The organism is Streptomyces sp. NPDC001941 (genome assembly GCF_040296945.1).
In the GTDB taxonomy this organism is placed as follows: domain Bacteria; phylum Actinomycetota; class Actinomycetes; order Streptomycetales; family Streptomycetaceae; genus Streptomyces.
Genome location: NZ_JBEOYE010000003.1, coordinates 319,198 through 335,827 on the forward strand (window position 1 = coordinate 319,198; position 16,630 = coordinate 335,827).

At 73.4% G+C, this 16,630-nt stretch carries 20 protein-coding genes; 15 read left to right on the forward strand and 5 right to left on the reverse strand.

Annotation, left to right across the window (positions count from 1 at the left end):
- Window positions 1–66 precede the first annotated feature (66 nt).
- Window positions 67–426 (reverse strand): VOC family protein, encoded by a 360-nt coding sequence (locus tag ABT160_RS05020; RefSeq protein ID WP_351643630.1) that lies wholly within the window; start codon window positions 424–426, stop codon window positions 67–69.
- Window positions 427–560: 134 nt separating this feature from the next.
- Entirely contained in the window at window positions 561–1,388 is an 828-nt protein-coding gene (locus tag ABT160_RS05025) for a methyltransferase domain-containing protein (RefSeq protein WP_351643633.1), read from the reverse strand.
- A gap of 178 nt (window positions 1,389–1,566) precedes the next feature.
- Between ABT160_RS05025 and ABT160_RS05030 the strand changes: the two genes are divergently transcribed.
- From ABT160_RS05030 to ABT160_RS05045, 4 genes are all read left to right on the forward strand, one after another.
- Window positions 1,567–2,067, forward strand: coding sequence for a phage holin family protein (locus tag ABT160_RS05030; RefSeq protein WP_351643635.1), 501 nt, complete (start codon window positions 1,567–1,569; stop codon window positions 2,065–2,067).
- 132 nt (window positions 2,068–2,199) lie between these two features.
- On the forward strand, window positions 2,200–2,958 hold the full coding sequence (locus ABT160_RS05035) for an MBL fold metallo-hydrolase (RefSeq protein ID WP_351643692.1): 759 nt from the start codon (window positions 2,200–2,202) through the stop codon (window positions 2,956–2,958).
- 105 nt (window positions 2,959–3,063) lie between these two features.
- The gene (locus tag ABT160_RS05040) at window positions 3,064–4,416 is read left to right on the forward strand and encodes an NAD(P)/FAD-dependent oxidoreductase (RefSeq protein ID WP_351643637.1); all 1,353 of its coding nucleotides are present in this window, start codon (window positions 3,064–3,066) and stop codon (window positions 4,414–4,416) included.
- An 8-nt stretch (window positions 4,417–4,424) separates the two neighbouring features.
- Window positions 4,425–6,293 carry a transketolase gene (locus ABT160_RS05045; protein ID WP_351643640.1) on the forward strand — a complete coding sequence of 623 codons (1,869 nt, stop codon included), beginning with the start codon at window positions 4,425–4,427 and terminating at the stop codon, window positions 6,291–6,293.
- Between the two features lie 100 nt (window positions 6,294–6,393).
- On the opposite strand, the gene ABT160_RS05050 is transcribed toward ABT160_RS05045, so the two are convergent.
- The 3 genes from ABT160_RS05050 to ABT160_RS05060 form a co-directional block, all read right to left on the reverse strand.
- Window positions 6,394–7,083, reverse strand: coding sequence for a VOC family protein (locus ABT160_RS05050; protein ID WP_351643642.1), 690 nt, complete (start codon window positions 7,081–7,083; stop codon window positions 6,394–6,396).
- Between the two features lie 171 nt (window positions 7,084–7,254).
- Window positions 7,255–8,538: a globin domain-containing protein gene (locus ABT160_RS05055; protein ID WP_351643644.1), complete on the reverse strand. Its 1,284-nt coding sequence runs from the start codon at window positions 8,536–8,538 to the stop codon at window positions 7,255–7,257.
- A 163-nt stretch (window positions 8,539–8,701) separates the two neighbouring features.
- On the reverse strand, window positions 8,702–9,148 hold the full coding sequence (locus ABT160_RS05060) for an RrF2 family transcriptional regulator (protein ID WP_351643646.1): 447 nt from the start codon (window positions 9,146–9,148) through the stop codon (window positions 8,702–8,704).
- 303 nt (window positions 9,149–9,451) lie between these two features.
- On the opposite strand from ABT160_RS05060, the gene ABT160_RS05065 reads away from it, so the two are divergent.
- From ABT160_RS05065 to ABT160_RS05115, 11 genes are all read left to right on the forward strand, one after another.
- Window positions 9,452–9,907: a gas vesicle protein GvpO gene (locus ABT160_RS05065; RefSeq protein WP_351643649.1), complete on the forward strand. Its 456-nt coding sequence runs from the start codon at window positions 9,452–9,454 to the stop codon at window positions 9,905–9,907.
- A 267-nt stretch (window positions 9,908–10,174) separates the two neighbouring features.
- Window positions 10,175–10,600, forward strand: a complete 426-nt coding sequence (locus tag ABT160_RS05070) for a gas vesicle structural protein GvpA (RefSeq protein WP_351643651.1) — start codon at window positions 10,175–10,177, stop codon at window positions 10,598–10,600.
- The gene (locus tag ABT160_RS05075) at window positions 10,597–11,313 is read left to right on the forward strand and encodes a GvpL/GvpF family gas vesicle protein (RefSeq protein WP_351643653.1); all 717 of its coding nucleotides are present in this window, start codon (window positions 10,597–10,599) and stop codon (window positions 11,311–11,313) included. The genes ABT160_RS05070 and ABT160_RS05075 overlap by 4 nt, the downstream gene beginning before the upstream one ends.
- A gap of 2 nt (window positions 11,314–11,315) precedes the next feature.
- Window positions 11,316–11,549: a gas vesicle protein GvpG gene (locus tag ABT160_RS05080; RefSeq protein WP_351643655.1), complete on the forward strand. Its 234-nt coding sequence runs from the start codon at window positions 11,316–11,318 to the stop codon at window positions 11,547–11,549.
- Complete coding sequence (locus tag ABT160_RS05085; protein ID WP_351643657.1) at window positions 11,546–12,316, forward strand: DNA primase; 771 nt, start codon at window positions 11,546–11,548, stop codon at window positions 12,314–12,316. Before ABT160_RS05080 ends, ABT160_RS05085 begins: the two co-directional genes overlap by 4 nt.
- A gap of 7 nt (window positions 12,317–12,323) precedes the next feature.
- On the forward strand, window positions 12,324–13,508 hold the full coding sequence (locus ABT160_RS05090) for an SRPBCC family protein (protein WP_351643659.1): 1,185 nt from the start codon (window positions 12,324–12,326) through the stop codon (window positions 13,506–13,508).
- Window positions 13,505–13,948, forward strand: coding sequence for a gas vesicle protein (locus ABT160_RS05095; protein WP_351643661.1), 444 nt, complete (start codon window positions 13,505–13,507; stop codon window positions 13,946–13,948). Before ABT160_RS05090 ends, ABT160_RS05095 begins: the two co-directional genes overlap by 4 nt.
- Window positions 13,945–14,778, forward strand: a complete 834-nt coding sequence (locus ABT160_RS05100; RefSeq protein WP_351643664.1) for a GvpL/GvpF family gas vesicle protein — start codon at window positions 13,945–13,947, stop codon at window positions 14,776–14,778. Before ABT160_RS05095 ends, ABT160_RS05100 begins: the two co-directional genes overlap by 4 nt.
- 17 nt (window positions 14,779–14,795) lie before the next feature.
- Window positions 14,796–15,050: a gas vesicle protein gene (locus ABT160_RS05105; protein ID WP_351643694.1), complete on the forward strand. Its 255-nt coding sequence runs from the start codon at window positions 14,796–14,798 to the stop codon at window positions 15,048–15,050.
- Between the two features lie 173 nt (window positions 15,051–15,223).
- Window positions 15,224–15,472, forward strand: a complete 249-nt coding sequence (locus ABT160_RS05110) for a gas vesicle protein K (RefSeq protein WP_351643697.1) — start codon at window positions 15,224–15,226, stop codon at window positions 15,470–15,472.
- Window positions 15,473–15,491: 19 nt separating this feature from the next.
- On the forward strand, window positions 15,492–16,520 hold the full coding sequence (locus ABT160_RS05115; RefSeq protein WP_351643666.1) for a cation diffusion facilitator family transporter: 1,029 nt from the start codon (window positions 15,492–15,494) through the stop codon (window positions 16,518–16,520).
- The last annotated feature ends 110 nt before the right edge of the window (window positions 16,521–16,630 follow it).

Consider the following 16,630-nt stretch of genomic DNA (forward strand, 5'->3'; position numbering starts at 1 on the left):
CCACGGGATGCTCCACGAGCCCGGGCCCATCGGGCGGCCCCACGAGCGGAGACCGGTGCGGGACGCTCAGACCCCGGCCATCCCGCGCCGGTCCGCGTACTCGAACACCGAACCGTCCGGGTGCACCGCGATCAGGTTGCGGCCCACCGGTGTCGGCACCGGGCCCGCCACGATCCGCGCCCCGGACTCCGACAGCGCGGTCTGCGCCTCGTCCACGTCGTCCACCGCGATCGTCGCCGCGACCTTGCGCAGCACGTCGAGCTCGGACTCGGGGCCGCTCATCAACAGGAAGCAGCCGACGGCCGCCACCCGTACGCCGCCGCGCTCGAAGCGCTGTGCCTGCGTGCCCGTGAGGCGCTCGTAGAAATCCACCGAGGATTCCAGGTCGTCGACGCAGACGCGCAGTGTCGTGCCGAGGATCTCCATGCGCACGAGCCTAGTTGGTCACCCCGGCACCCGGCACCCGATCCCGCGCGGTCACGGTCGCCGGGTACGCGAGTCGTTGTCGTACGGTCACCGGCGCCCGGCAGTCGGCCGCCGCCTCGCACCCGCAGGGCCCGCTACTCCTCCACCCGGCACAGCACCTCGCCGTGCGGGACCAGGAACCACGCGTCCTGCGCCGCGCCCCAGGTGCGCCACGCGTCGGCCGCCCGCTCCAGGTCCTCCTGCGTGGCGTGCCCGCCGTTCACCGCGATCTCCGCGTAGCCCGACGCGACCGTGCGGTCCGCCCACAGGCCGCTCCACCACGCCCGCTCCTCCGCGGTGGCGTAGCACCAGGTCCCGGCGGTGGAGGTGATGTCGGTGAAGCCGGCCGCGCGCGCCCAGGACAGCAGGCGGCGTCCGGCGTCCGGCTCGCCGCCGTTGGCCCGGGCCACCCGGTGGTACAGGTCGTTCCAGTCGTCCAGCGCGGGTACCTCGGGGAACCAGGTGAACGCCCCGTAGTCGCTGTCGCGCGCCGCGACCACCCCGCCGGGACGGCACACCCGGCGCATCTCGCTCAGCGCCCGCACCGGATCGCCCACGTGCTGCAGCACCTGGTGGGCGTGGACCACGTCGAAGGAGTCGTCGGGGAAGTCCAGGGCGTGCACGTCGGCGACGGCGAACTCCACGTTGTCCAGGCCGCGTTCGGCCGCGTACGAGGCCGCCGCCTCCAGTACGTCGGGGGCGGCGTCCACCGCGGTCACCCGGCCCGGCGCGACGGCCGCGGCCAGGTCCGCGGTGATCGTGCCGGGGCCGCAGCCGACGTCCAGGACCCGCTGGCCCGGGCGCAGTTCGGGCAGCAGGTAGGCCGCCGAGTTCGCCGCCGTGCGCCAGCGGTGCGAGCGCAGCACGGACTCGTGGTGGCCGTGGGTGTAGACGGCGGTCTCTTTCGGCGTGGCGTGCGACATGGCCGGGCTCCCCTCGAACGTGACAGGTGAAACGGCACATTTCACCGGTGCCGCTCCCTGTGCGGTGCGTGACACCACCGTACGCGCTCGCGCCGCATGCTGAGATGGGCGTCTCGGCATGTGGTCAGCGCAGGTGAAGCGGACGTTAGCCGTCCCCGGCCTCGGGTACGCGGCCACCATGGACACGAACCTGACGAACCTGCCCCAGCAAGTCGCCCAGGTCGTCCGTGAGACCCTCAAGGACGAGCTGCGCGAACAGACCAGGAAGCAGCGGCAGTCGGCGCGCCTGTACGCCGGATCCGGTGCCGCCGGGCTGTACGGCGGAGCGGCCCTGGTGGCCTGCCTCGTCCTGCTCCTGGACCTGGTGATGCCCGCCTGGGCGGCCGCGCTCGTGGTCGCCGCCGTCCTGTTGGCCGCGGCCTTCCTGATGCGACAGGCGGCCCGCTCCGGCCGCACCCCGGCCGCCCGGGTGCCGGGCAGCGGCGCCGCGTCCGACGCACCCGTGCCCGGGGCCGCCGCCGTACCGGACGTGCAGGTGCCCGGCACCGACGCCCGGCCCGGCGCCACCGGCGGCGAGCCGCACGTCCGCACCCCGCGGACGCCGCCGCACGCCGACCCGGCCGGCGGCGTCCCGCCGATCCCGGCGCCCCCGACCGGCAGGCCCGGCACCGGCCGGTGATCCGGGCCCCGCACACGTGCGTGCACACAGTCACGCGTACACGTACGCGCACGGTCACGTACACGGAAACGGCCACGCGCGCACACCCACTCCAACGCGCACATCCACTCCAAGGGGAGCACCAGCATGGGGATGTCCCTCCGCTACGTCGGCGGCCCGACCGCGCTCCTGCGCTACGGCGACCTGCGCCTGGTCACCGACCCGACGTTCGACGCCCCGGGTGACTACCCGGTCGGCGACCGCGCCATGGTCAAGGACGCCGGGCCCGCCGTCGCCGCCGGGGACACCGGGCCGGTGGACGCGGTGCTGCTCTCGCACGACCAGCACCCCGACAACCTCGACCGCTCCGGCCGGGAGTTCCTCGACGGCGTGCCGCTCGTGCTCACCACCGCGGCCGCCTGCTCCCGGCTGGGCGACGCTCCGACGCCGCTGCCCAACTGGGCCACGCACGAGGCGGGTTCGGTCCGGATCACGGGCGTGCCCGCGCAGCACGGTCCCGATGGCACCGACCACCTCACCGGCGAGGTCACCGGGTTCGTCCTCCAGGGCGAGGGCCTGCCCACGGTGTACGTGAGCGGGGACAACGCCTCCCTGGACGTCGTACGGGCCGTGGCCGGGCGCTTCGACACCGTCGACGTCGCCGTGCTCTTCGCCGGCGCCGCCCGCGCCCCGTTCGTCGAGGGCGGCGAGGCCGACCTCACCCTCTCCAGCGACGCCGCCGCCGAGGCCACCCGCATCCTGGGCGCCCGGCACGTGGTCCCGCTGCACTTCGAGCACTGGGCGCACTTCACCCAGGGCCGGGAGAGCCTGGAGGAGGCGTTCGGGCGCGCGGGGCTCGGCGAGCGGCTGCACCTGCTGAAGCCGGGGGAGACGTATACGTACGCCGGGTGAGGCCTTCGCAAAGCCTGCGCGGGTGCGGGCGCCACCGCGTTTGACGCGGTCCTCGAAGGGCACCGGGACAAGTCCTGCCGCCCGCACCGCGCTGGAGGCCCCTCCATGACCACCACCGTCAACCGCATCGTCGTCGTCGGCGCAGGCTTCGCCGGGTACGAGACCGCGCGCGGCCTCTCCCGCGTCCTGCGGGGCGACGTACTCGGCGGACGCACCGAGATCGTGCTCCTCAACCCGACCGACTACTTCCTCTACCTGCCGCTGCTGCCCCAGGTGGCAGCCGGGATCCTGGAACCGCGCAGGGTGACCGTCTCCCTCCAGGGCACCCTGCCCCGGGTCCGGCTGGTGCTCGGCGAGGCCGACCACGTCGACCTCGCGGGACGCCGCGTGACCTACACCGACCCGGAGGGCGGCCGGGGCGAGCTGGCGTACGACCGGCTCGTGCTGTCCGTCGGCAGCGTCAACAAGCTGCTGCCGGTGCCCGGCGTCGCCGAGCACGCGCACGGCTTCCGCGGTATGCCCGAGGCCCTGTACCTGCGGGACCACATCACACGTCAGATCGAAATGGCAGCGGTCACCGGTGACATGGCACAGCGCACCGCGCGCTGCACCTTCGTCGTCGTCGGCGCCGGCTACACCGGTACCGAGGTCGCCGCCCAGGGCAAGCTGTTCACCGACGCCCTGGTGCGCGGCCAGCGGTCCTGGAAGTCCGGCGCGCGCCCACGCTGGCTGCTGCTCGACGTTGCGCCCCGCGTCCTGCCCGAGCTCGACCGGCACCTGTCCACCACCGCCGACCGCGTGCTGCGCCGGCGCGGCGTGGAGGTGCGCACCGGCACCTCCGTGAAGGAGGCCACCCGGGACGGAGTCCTGCTCGACGACGGGGAGTTCATCGACACCCGCACCCTCGTCTGGTGCGTCGGCGTGCGGCCCGACCCGCTCGTCTCCGAACTGGGCCTGACCGTCGAGCGCGGCCGGCTCCTGGTCACCCCGCAGCTCGGCGTGCCCGGCCACCCGGAGGTCTTCGCCTGCGGGGACGCCGCCGCCGTCCCCGACCTGACCCGGCCAGGGAAGTACACGCCGATGACCGCGCAGCACGCGTCCCGCCAGGGCCGCGCCTGCGCCCGCAACGTGGCGGCCTCGCTCGGGCACGGTGAAGCGCGGGCCTACCGCCACCACGACCTGGGCTTCGTCGTCGACCTCGGCGGCACCAGCGCCGCCGCCAACCCGCTGGGCATACCGCTCTCCGGGGCCCTGGCCGGGGCCGTGACCCGCGGCTACCACCTGGGTGCCATGCCCGGGAACCGGATCCGCGTCGCCGCCGACTGGCTGCTGGAGGCCGTACTGCCCCGGCAGGCGGTGCAGCTCGGCCTGGTGCGCTCCTGGTCGGTGCCGCTGGACACGGCGTCCCCCGAGCTCGCGCGCGTGCCCGGCGGACCGGCGAAGCAGCGAGAGGAGTGAGTGAGTCCGTGAAACCCGCAGAACAGCGCGTCGACTCCGACGACAACCAGGAACTACACGAACTGGCCCAGCAGTTGAGGGTCGACGCGGTACGCGCCGCCGACGCCGCGGGATCGGGGCACCCCACGTCCTCGATGTCCGCCGCCGAGCTCGCCGCCGTGCTCATGACCCGCCACCTGCGCTACGACTTCGCACGCCCCGACCACCCCGGCAACGACCACTTCGTCCTCTCCAAGGGCCACGCCTCACCGCTGCTGTACGCCATGTACCGCGCGGCCGGGGCCGTCGACGAACAGGAACTGCTCACGTTCCGCTCGAACGGCAGCCGCCTCGAAGGGCACCCGACGCCCCGGCTGCCCTGGGTCGACGTGGCCACCGGCTCGCTGGGCCAGGGCCTCCCGGTCGGCGTGGGCATCGCCCTCGCGGGCCGACACCTGGACCAACTGCCCTATCGCGTCTGGGTGTTGTCTGGCGACAGCGAAATGGCCGAGGGGTCGGTGTGGGAGGCGGTCGAGCACGCCGCGCACCAGGGCCTGGACAACCTCACCCTGCTCGTCGACGTCAACCGCCTCGGCCAGCGCGGCCCCACCCGCTTCGAGCACGACCTCGGTGCCTACGCGCGCCGCCTGGAAGCCTTCGGCTGGCACACGGTCGAGGTCGACGGCCACGACGTGGCGGCCGTCGACGCGGCGCTCGCCGAGGCCCGCGCGACCACGGACCGGCCCACCGCCGTGCTCGCCGCGACCAGGAAGGGCCGGGGCGTGGCCGCCGTCGAGGACCGCGAGGGCTTCCACGGCAAGCCGCTCAAGGACGCGGCCGCCGCCGTCGAGGAGCTCGGCGGGGTCCGCTCGCTGCGGGTCGACGTCCAGAAGCCCCCCGCCGCGCGGGTGCTGCACGCCGAGCGGGCCGGGCACCTGGCCCTGCCCCGGTTCGAGGAGGGCGACGAGGTCGCCACCCGTACCGCCTACGGGCAGGCGCTGGAGGCGCTCGGCTCCGCGCGCGGCGACGTGGTCGCCCTGGACGGGGAGGTCAGCGACTCGACGAAGGCGGAGTTCTTCGCCAAGGCGCACCCGGGCCGCTTCTTCGAGTGCTACATCGCCGAACAGCAACTCATCGCCGCGGCAGTGGGGTTGCAGACGCGCGGCTACCTCCCCTACGCGTCGACGTTCGCCGCGTTCCTCACCCGCGCCCACGACTTCCTGCGGATGGCCGCGGTCAGCCGGGCCGGGATCTGCGTCGTCGGCTCGCACGCGGGCGTGAGCATCGGCCAGGACGGGCCCTCCCAGATGGGGCTGGAGGACCTGGCGATGTTCCGCGCGGTGCACGACAGCACGGTCCTCTACCCGTGCGACGCCAACCAGACCGCCCGACTCATCGCGGAAATGGCCGAGTTGAAGGGGGTACGCTACCTGCGCACCACGCGGGGCGAGACGCCGGTGCTCTACGGACCGGACGAGGACTTCCCGATCGGCGGCAGCAAGGTGCTGCGCCGCAGCGACGCGGACCGGGCCACGATCGTGGCGGCCGGACTGACCGTGCACGAGGCGCTGCGGGCCGCCGACGCCCTCGCGGCCGACGGCATCCCGGTGCGCGTGATCGACCTCTACTCGGTCAAGCCGGTGGACGTGGACACCCTCAACGACGCGGCGGGCGCGACCGGTTGCCTGGTCACGGTCGAGGACCACCACCCCGAGGGCGGCCTCGGCGACGCCGTCGCGGACGCCTTCGCCGACGGACGGCCGGGTCCGCGCCTGGTGCGCCTGGGCGTACGGAACATGCCTGGGTCCGCGAGCCCCGAGGAGCAGCTGCACCTCGCGGGCATCGACGCGGACGCCATCGCGGCGGCGGTGAAGCTGCTGGTGGAGCGGGTGGTATAGGGGCTGGGGAGCGGGCGCGTCGGGCCGATGGGCGCGCCGGGTGGCTGAGGCGCGCATGCCGGACCGGCGGTCGGTTCGGCGTGCGGGCGTACGCGGACGGTCAGCGGGCCGGGCGCAGTGCCAGGCCCTCGACCTCCGTCGTGGGCGCGGCCGCCCCGGTCAGCAGCAGGGTCGTGATCGCGTCGGAGGGGCCGGGGGTGAAGTGCACGTCCGCCCCCGGCAGCCGTACCACCGGCCCCGCGGGGTCGGCCGCCACCCCGGCCACCTCGCCCAGCCACACGGCGGCGGCGGCCGGGCGCGGCGTCTCGACGACCAGCCCGGCCACCGCGTGCCCGGCGCCGTCCCCGGTGCGCTCGTCCGCCCGTACGTACGTGACGAAGTACGGCGCCCACTGCGGTACGTCGAGCAGCACCGCCTCACGGAAGCCGCCGGGCGTGAACTCACCGGTGCGGACGCGGTGTCCGTCCGCGCTCAGCCGCGCGCCGGCCGCCTCGGCGTCCGGTACGCGCAGCGCGAAGGTGAGCGCGCCGCCGCCGTTGGCCGCGAGCTCGTCCGCGTACGGCAGCCAGCCGCGTTCGGCGAACGCCCGGCCCCGGTCGGTACCGAGGAAGTCCGGCCGGTTCTCGACGGTCACGATCTCGACGAACGGTGCCCCGAAATGTGCCTTGGCGACCGGGAGTTGGCGATGTGGGGAAGCCGTGAGGCCGGCCTCGCGATAGGCCTGTACGGCGGCGTCCAGGTCGGGCACGCAGTGCAGTAGATGGTCGAACCGGGGTGACTCGTCGGTCATTCCGTCAGGCTAGCCGCGCTTCCGGCCGCTGTTTCCCGGCCGTTGACACTCCGTGTCCCCCTGCCCCGTTCCACCGTCGACTTCGGGCCAGGAGGCGCCAGGGCGGGGAGGGATCCGGGAAGGGGAGGGAGGGGCAACAGGGAGGGGAGGGGATGGTGCGGCGGGGTGGCTTCAGGCTCCCAGCCAGAGGTCCGGTCCGAACACCTCGTAGTGGATGTCCGCGGGGCGCACGCCCGCCTCGATCAGCTGGGCGCGCACCGAGCGCAGGAAGGGGAGCGGGCCGCAGAGGTACGCGGTGGTGCCGGCCGGGACCTCGACGTCCGCCAGGTCCACCAGGCCGGTCCGCTCGGCCGGCCAGTCGCCGAGGGGGCGCTCGTAGAAGACGTGGGCGGTGGCCTGCGGGAGCTTGGTGGTGAGCTGCTTGAGGTCGGCGCGGAAGGCGTGCGAGGCCTGGTCGCGGTCGCCGTGCACCGAGACGACCCGGCGGGCCGACCCGGTCGCCGCGAGGTGCGCCAGCATGCTGATCACGGGCGTGCAGCCGATGCCGGCCGAGGCCAGTAGCACCGGGCCGTCGCCTTCGGCGAGGGCCACGTCGCCGAACGGTGCGCTGACCTGGAGGTGGTCGCCGGGGGAGAGGTGGTCATGGAGGTGGTTCGACACCTCGCCGTCAGGGGTGGTGGGTGCACGGTGACCGGTGGGGTGTGCCATGTCACCGGTCATGTCATCACCCGTGAGGTGTGGCATGTCACCGGTCACGGCGTCACCACCCACCTCGCCGGTGACCCGCTTGACCGAGAACTGCAGTGCGCCGTCCGGGTGCCCCGACAGGCTGTACTGGCGTATCTGGCGTGCGCCGTCGGGGAGTTCGGCGCGCACGGACACGTACTGGCCCGGCTTCGACGCCGGTACCGGACGGCCGTCGACCGGCGCGACGAGGAAGGTCACGACGTCGGCGGTCTCCTGCAGCCGGGCGACGAGCCGGTACTCGCGCCAGACCTCCCCCTCGGGCGTCCCGGCCCGCTCGTACAGCCCCCGCTCCAGCTCGATGAGCGCGTTGGCCATCAGCCAGTACACCTCGTCCCAGGCGGCGGCGACCTCGGGCGTGACCGCGTCGCCGAGGACCTCGGCGATGGCGGCGAACAGGTGCCGGTGCACGATCGGGTACTGGTCCGCGCGGATGCCGACCGACGCGTGCTTGTGCGCGATGCGGGCGAGCATGGCGTCGGGGCGGGTGTCGGGGTGCTCCAGGAGGGCGCCCGCGAACGCGGCGATGGATCCGGCGAGGGCCTGGCGCTGGGAGCCGTTGGCCTGGTTGCCCCGGTTGAAGAGGTCGCGCAGCAGCTCCGGGTGGGCGGCGAACATCTTGTCGTAGAAGAGCGGGGTGATGTCGCCGATGGCGGCGCCCACGGCGGGGAGGGTCGCGCGGACGGTGGCGGCGGATGCGGGGGAGAGCATGGCGGGCTCCTCGGAGGGCCGGGGGTGAGGGGTGGAGGCGGGGCACCTGTAATGCGTATGTGGGATGCGTATTAAAGGGCGTGAAGGGCGTGAAGGGCGTGAAGGGCGTGGGGCGGGGCCGTGCGGTGGCGCGTGCGCGTGGTGACGGCCCGGTGGTGTGCGGTCAGCCCGTGTCGGGGCGGGCCGAGAGGCTGACCAGCACCGGGCCCGTGGGTGGGCGCACCAGGTCGTCGATGGTCAGGGGGTCGAGGGTGGCGTAGAAGGCCTCCTGGGCCACGGCGAGGGCGCCGCGCAGTCGGCAGGCCGAGCGCAGGGGGCACGGCGGGTCGTCCTCGCAGCCGACCACGTCGCCGACGCCCTCCAGCTCCCGCACCAGTCGCCCGAGCGAGCCGGTGCGGCCGTGCCCGGTCAGCGCCAGGCCGCCGCCGCGTCCCCGGCGGGCCTCGACGACGCCCAGGTGCTGGAGCCGGCTGACCACCTTCGCGGCGTGGTTGTACGGGACCTCCAGCGACTCCGCGACCTCGCGGGTCGTCGGCAGCGCGGCCTCGTCGAGCACCGCCAGGCGCATGGCCACGCGCAGGGCGATGTCGGTGTGCTTGGTCAGCTTCACGCCCCCAGGCTAGCTAATGCGCACGATGGATACCAATTAAGGGGGTGCGATCAAGGGTGTGCGGTTAAGCGGGTGCGATGAAGCGTGTGCGGTGAAGGGGGGCGGTGAAGGGGGGCGGTGAAGAGGGTGCGATGTCCCCGGTGACATGTCACCGGGCATCCCGGGTACTCCGTGGCCAGGGACCGAGGAGGACCGGAGGCGGTCGGGGCCCGTTGGGAAGCGCATCGAGGTGCGCGGAGGGTCAGATCCCAGGCCATGGGTTTGGAGAGCGCTGTCAGGGCTACCCGCCGGAGCGAGGATGACATGGCGAACACATCAGAGAACACCGAAGAGACCACGGAAGAGCACACCGACAAGCGCGCCGAGACCGAGGACTCGGAAGGCAGGGCGCCCCGCAAGACGGCGCCCCGCAAGACAACGGCCCGCAAGGCGGCACCCCGCAAGGCGCCTCCCCGCAGGGCCGCGCCCCGTACGGAGTCGGACGAGCCGCCGCCGCGCAAGCGGCCCGGCGTCACGCAGGTGCTGCGCCACGCGCGTGAGCAGCTCGTCGAGGTCACGGGCCTGACCGTCGAGTCGGTGTCCTCCTTCGAGCGCAACGACGAGGGCTGGCACCTCAACGTCGAAGTGCTCGAACTGGAGCGGGTGCCCGACACCATGAGCCTGCTCGCCTCCTACGAGGTCGAGCTCGACGACGACGGCGAGCTGGTCGGCTACCGCAGGCTGCGCCGCTACGAGCGCGGTCGCGCGGACCGCACCTGAGCGCACCCCGCACCGGCCCGGGTCCCCCGGACTTCTCGCCCCACCGATGTCACGGTCAGCACCGCGCATCGCACGTCACATATCACATATCACCACTTACCCACACAGCGACGGGGAGCCGGACCGGACGCGCGGTTCGACGTGCCGTCCCGCACCCCGTGCAGGCACCACCCGACACGCACCACCCGCACGGCCATTCACAACAGGCGCACAACAGGCATACGCACCAAGGAAGTTCAGTCACCCGCAACAGGAAGGCATCGCACCATGACGGTCGTCCCGGCACAGCAAGGCGGCGGCGGATCCGGTGGCACCAGTGGCCTCTACGACGTCCTGGAACTCGTCCTGGACCGGGGCCTCGTGATCGACGCGTTCGTACGCGTCTCGCTGGTGGGCATCGAGATCCTCAAGATCGACATCCGCGTCGTCGTCGCCAGCGTCGACACCTACCTGCGCTTCGCCGAGGCCTGCAACCGCCTCGACCTGGAGACGGGCAGCAAGAAGCCCTCCGGTCTCACCGACATTATCGGCGACAGCATGGAGTCCGGCGCCCGAGGCAAGACCAAGGGCGCGCTCAGCGGCGCCGCGCAGACCATCTCCGACGCGTTCAACCAGGCGCGCGACGAAGGCCAGACCGAGAAGCCGCGCAGCCGGCGCACCGCCGCCTCGCGCCGGAAGGAGGAGCAGGAGTGAGCACGTACGTCTACGGCATCGCCCGCAGTTCGCACCCGAGCCTCCCGGAGGAGCTGGGCGGGGTCGGCAATCCGCCCCGGCCCGTGCGCGTCATCGCCCACGGCAGCCTCGCGGCGCTGGTCAGCGACGCCCCCGAGGACCTGCGGCCCAAGCGGCGCGACCTGCTCGCCCACCAGACGGTGCTGGCCGAGGCGGGCGCGTCGGGGCCGGTCCTGCCGATGCGGTTCGGGGGCGTCTCGCCCGACGACGCGTCCGTGGTCTCGGTGCTCGGCGAGCGCGAGGGCCACTACCTGGAGCGCCTTGACGCCCTCGACGGCAAGGTCGAGTACAACGTCAAGGCCACCCACAACGAAGAGGCCGTCCTCCACCAAGTCCTGGCCGAGGACCCCCAGTTGCGGGCCATGAGCGAGGCCAACCGGGCCTCCGGCGGCGGCACCTACGAGCAGAAGCTCGCGCTGGGCGAGCGGGTCGTGGCGGCCGTCAAGGCGCGCGAGGCGCGGGACGCCGTCCTGGTCCAGCAGGCCCTCGAGGACGCGACGGCGGACGTGTGCGCCGGCCCCGAGAGCACCGGCTGGCTCGCCAACATCTCCTTCCTGGTGGACCGCGACGCCTCGCACGCGTTCGTCGACGCGGTCGACCAGCTGCGGCGCGAGCAGACGCACCTGGTCCTCCAGGTCAACGGCCCGCTGCCGCCCTACAGCTTCGTGGAGTGAGCGTGGGACTTCTCTCAGAGCTGGTGCTCCTGCCCGCCGCCCCGGTGCGCGGCACCTTCTGGGTGCTCAACCAGGTGGTGGCCGAGGCGGAGCGGCTCTACTACGACCCCGCCACCGTCCGTCGCGAACTCGCCGAGCTGGAGAAGCGCTTGGAGGCGGGCGAGATCGACGACGACGAATTCGACCGGGCCGAGGACGAGCTCCTCGACCGGCTGGAAAGGACGACACCCCGATGAACAATCGAGTCACGCTAGGACTCGCGGTCGGAGCGGGCTATCTGCTCGGCCGCACCAAGAAGGCCAAACTCGCCTTCGCCGTCGGCACGTTGGTGGCGGGCAAGAAGCTCCAGCTGAGCCCGCGCGCGCTGGCCGACTTCGCCGCCTCGCAGCTGCAGAACAACCCGCAGTTCAAGGAGCTCGGCGACACGCTGCGCGAGGACCTGCGCGGCGTCGGCAAGGCCGCGACCGGAGCCGTGATCAACCGTCAGCTCGAAGGCCTCGCGGACCGGCTGCACTCGCGCACCCTGGGCGTGCGCGACCAGCTCTCCGGCGTGGTGCCGGGCGAGCTGTACGAGGACGAGGAAGAGGACGACGAGGAGGAGTCGGGCGAGCGGGAGTCCCGCGGCTCGCGTTCCCGTGGCCGGTCCTCGGGTCGCTCTTCCCAGGGTCGTACCTCCAACGGCCGCTCCTCCAGGGGGCGTTCCGAGGATGGCGACGAGGACGAGTCGGACGGCGGATCGGGCGGCCGCTCCCCGGGCCGTACCGCCAAGAAGACGGCGTCGGCGAAGTCCGCGCCCGCGAAGAAGGCCGCCAAGAAGGCCCCGGCCAAGAAGACGGCCGACCGGGCGGGCGGCACGGCGCGGCGCACCGCGGGCGGTGCCTCCGGCGCCGCGAAGAAGACCGCGTCGGGCACGTCCGCCGCGCAGTCCTCCGGCCGCTCCGCCGCGCGGGCCACCCGGTCCGCCGCCGGCTCCGGCACGAAGGGCGGTGGCAGCCGTGGTTGACCAGGCCGTGACCGACCGTCTCAAGAGCGAGGTCCAGGGCTATCTGCTCGCTCAGGCCGAGCGCGCCCTCGTCGGCGCCGGCCGCAAGCTGGGCCAGTCCACCGCGAAGCTCACCGACATAGCGGAGGGCAACAGCCCCGGCTTCGCCAAGCTCGCCCTGCAGGGCGGCCGCAAGCTCGCCGAGGGCAAGGGACCCATGCGCACCGCCGTGGAGCTGGGTGCCACGCACCTGAAGGACAACGTCAAGGAGGGCTTCAAGGGCCTCTTCGGCGGCAAGAGCAAGCGCAAGGGCGGCGGCGGCAACAAGCCCGTCGTCATCATGGAGTCGATCGACGTCGGCGTGCCGGTGCGCCAGGCGTACGACCAGTGGACCCAGTACCAGGACTTCGCCTCCTTCGCGCGCGGCGTCAAGAGCGCCAACGCGGCCGACGACGCGACCTCCGACTGGAAGGTCAAGGTCTTCTGGTCCACGCGGAGTTGGAAGGCGCACACCACCGAGCAGGTGCCGGACGCGCGGATCACCTGGACGTCCGAGGGCGCGAAGGGCACCACCAAGGGCGTCGTCACCTTCCACCCGCTCGGCGAGAACATCACCCGGGTGCTGCTCGTCATCGAGTACTACCCCAAGGGCCTGTTCGAGCGCACCGGCAACATCTGGCGCGCCCAGGGCCGCCGGGCCCGCCTGGACCTCAAGCACTTCGCGCGGCACATCGCGATGAAGGGCGAGGCCGAGGGCGGCTGGCGCGGCGAGATCCGCGACGGCGAGGTCGTGCGCACCCACGAGGAGGCCGTGGAGGCCGAGGAGCGGGAGCGCGAGGAGCAGGAGAACCGGGAGGACGAGGACGGCGAGGGCCCCGAGGGCGCCGCGGCCGAGGACTCCGACGCCGAGGACTCCGACGAGGTCCGCGACGAGACCGACGAGGTCGAGGACGCCGAGGACGCCGAGCACGAGGACGGCCGCGACGCCGAGGACGCCTACGAGGACGAGGTGGACGGCGAGGAGGAGCCGGAGGAGTACGCGGAGGAGTACGACGAGGAGTACGGCGAGGACGAGGAGCCCGAGGAGTACGAGGACTCCGAGCAGCCGGAAGCCGAGTACGAGGACGAGTGCGAGGAAGAGCCCGAGGGCGAGCGGACCGAGGCCAAGAAGCGCCGTGAGTACGCTTCCGCCGGGGGCCGGAGCCGCCGATGACGTCCCCCGCACCCCGGATGAGCGCCTACCCCTCCGAGGGCGGCGGCGGTGCCAACCTCGCGGACATCCTGGAACGGGTCCTCGACAAGGGCATCGTCATCGCCGGCGACATCCGCATCAACCTGCTCGACATAGAGCTGCTCACCATCAAGCTCCGCCTGATCGTCACCTCCGTCGAGCGCGCCAAGGAGATGGGCATCGACTGGTGGGAGAGCGACCCCGAGCTGTCCTCCGGCGCCCGGGACCGTGAACTCGCCGCTGAGAACGCGGAGTTGAAGCGGCGCCTGGCGGCCCTCGAGACGCCGGGACGGGCCGCGCTCCCGCAGGAGGAGCACGACGAGGAGCACGAGGACGGGCAGCGGGAGGAGCGCCGGACGCAGCCGCGGGGCCGCAAGCCGCCCCGCGCCCGCAAGGAACCCCAGGAGGGAGACGAGGCATGAGCGACGGGGAACGGCTGTTGTACGTCTACGCCGTCACCCGGCCGTACGAGGGCGGACTGCCCGGCGCCGTGACGGGCGTCGCGGGCGGCCCGCCCCGGCCCGTGCGCCACGGCGGGCTGGCCGCCGTGGTGGGTTCCGTACCGGCCGCAGAGTTCGACGAGGCGCCGCTGCGCGCGAACCTGGAGGACATCGACTGGCTCTCCGACACCGCGCGCGCCCACCAGGACGTCGTCGCGGCCCTGACCGCGGTCACCTGCGCGCTGCCGCTGCGGCTCGCCACCGTGTGCCGCGACGAGGACGGCGTGCGACGGCTCGTCGAGGAGGGCGCCGAGCGCTTCACCCGCGCCCTGGAACTCTTCGAGGGGCGCGTCGAGTGGGGTGTGAAGGTGTACGCGGATCCCGAGGCGGCCCCCGAGCCCGCCCCGGCCCCCGCCGCGACGGCGGCCCCCGCCACCGGACGCGACTACCTGCGCCGCCGGCTGCGGGACCGCCAGGGACGGGACGACGGGATGCGCGGCGCGGAGGCCGTCGCCCGGGCCCTGCACGAGGAGCTGTCGGCCCGCGCCGACGCGGCCGCGCTGCACCCGCCACAGGACGCCAGGCTGTCCCGGGCGAAGGGCGTCAACGTGCTCAACGCCGCCTACCTGGTGCCGGATCCGGACGCCGAGGCGTTCGCCGCCCGGGTCGGCGAGGCGTCGCGCCCTGGGGTGCGGGTGGAGCTGACGGGCCCCTGGGCCCCGTACTCCTTCGCCCACCTCGCCGACCCCGACCCGGACCGGCCCGATCCCGACCGGCCCGACTCCGCACGCGGGGCGGAGGCGGCCCGATGACCTTCCCCGACCTGACCATGCCCGAAGCCGCGTCCTCGCCCCTGGCCCAGCGCCAGGTCGCCCTGGTGGACCTGCTCGACCGGCTGCTCGCGGGCGGCGTGGTCATCCGGGGCGACCTCACCCTGCGCATCGCCGACGTGGACCTGGTGCGCGTCGACCTGAACGCCCTGATCAGCTCGGTCAGCGCGGAGGTCCCCTCGCCCTGGGGCACCACACGGGCCCCGGAGCGGCCCGCCCCGCGGCCGGGCGACACGGAAGGGGGGACGCGGTGAAGGACGCGTCGAGGAGGCTCGACATCGACCTGGAAGCCGTCGACCTGGACCCGGCGGCCCTCGAAGCGCTGGCGGGGGAGACCCTGGACCGGTACGCGGGGGAGCCCGAGCCGGAGCGCGACGCGGCCCCGGACGACCCCGACGGGGCGGCGCACCCGCGCAGGCGCGTCGACCTGGACCCGGACACCGTGGAGCGGGACCTGGCCCGCCTGGTGCTCACCATCATCGAACTGCTGCGGCAGTTGATGGAGCGTCAGGCCCTGCGGCGGGTGGAGACCGGTGACCTGACGGAACATCAGGAGGAGCGCATCGGCATGACCCTGATGCTGCTCGAAGACCGCATGGAGGTCCTCCGGACGCGGTTCGGGCTCGCTCCGGAGGACCTCAACATCGATCTCGGGCCGCTGGGCCCGCTGCTGTGAACGGCTACCAGAGGACGCGATGACCGCACGCACCGATGAACGGACCGCCGACGACCGCCACGGGAAGGACCCCGACGGCCCCGCCGGCTCGGACGACCCCGGCAGCCCCGACGGTGCCGATGACTTCCAGGGCTCCGGCGGCTCCGGCTCCGACGGCCACACCCGGCTGACCGTCCTCGTCGCGCTCGCCGCCAACCTCCTGATCGCCGTCGCCAAGGCCGTCGGCGGCCTGATCGCCCAGTCGCCCGCGCTGCTCTCCGAAGCCGCGCACTCCGTCGCGGACAGCCTCAACGAGGTGTTCCTGCTGGCCTCGCTGCGCCGCAGCCGCCGCCCCGCCGACCGCCGCCACCCCTTCGGGTACGGCAAGGAACGCTACTTCTGGGCACTGCTCGCGGCCGTCGGCATCTTCGTGATGGGCGGCTGCTTCTCCTTCTTCCAGGGGATCGAGGCGCTGCGCGGCGGACCGCAGGAGTCCCACTCGGGGTACACGGTGGGGATCGTGGTGCTCGTCGTCGCACTCCTCGCCGAGGGCGCCTCGCTGGCCCGGGCCCTGTACCAGCTGCGGCGGCACGGCGACGCGGGCGGCGACCCCGCGCTGCGCACCGTCGTCGCCGAGGACGGCACCGCGGTCCTCGGCGTCCTGTTCGCCCTCGCCGGGATGATCCTGCACCTGGTCACCGGCCAGGTGGTCTGGGAGGCGTCCGCGTCGCTCGCGATCGGTGCGCTGCTCGTGTACGTCGCCTACCGGCTCGGCCGCGACGCCCGCGCCCAGCTGGTGGGCGAGGCGGTGGACCCGGAGATGGCCGCGCGGATCCGGGCCACGCTGGACGCGCAGCCGGAGATCGACAACGTCGCGGACCTGCTGACCATGCGGCTCGGCCCGGACCAGGCGCTGATCGCGGCGCGCGTGGACCTGGCCCCGGGGCTCGACAGCGAGCGGGTGGAGCTGGTCGCGGTGCGCATCAAGAAGGCGGTGCGCGAGGAGTTCCCGGACGCGGGCCACGTCTTCCTGGACGTCACGGAGGCCCCGGCGGAGGGCCAGGCCTGACCGGGCCCGCAGGGCCGGCCGCGTACGGAGGCTACGTGCGACGGGGCCTGACATGCGAGGGGCCTGACGTGTGACATGTGACTGTTCACCGTGAACAGTCACATGTCACA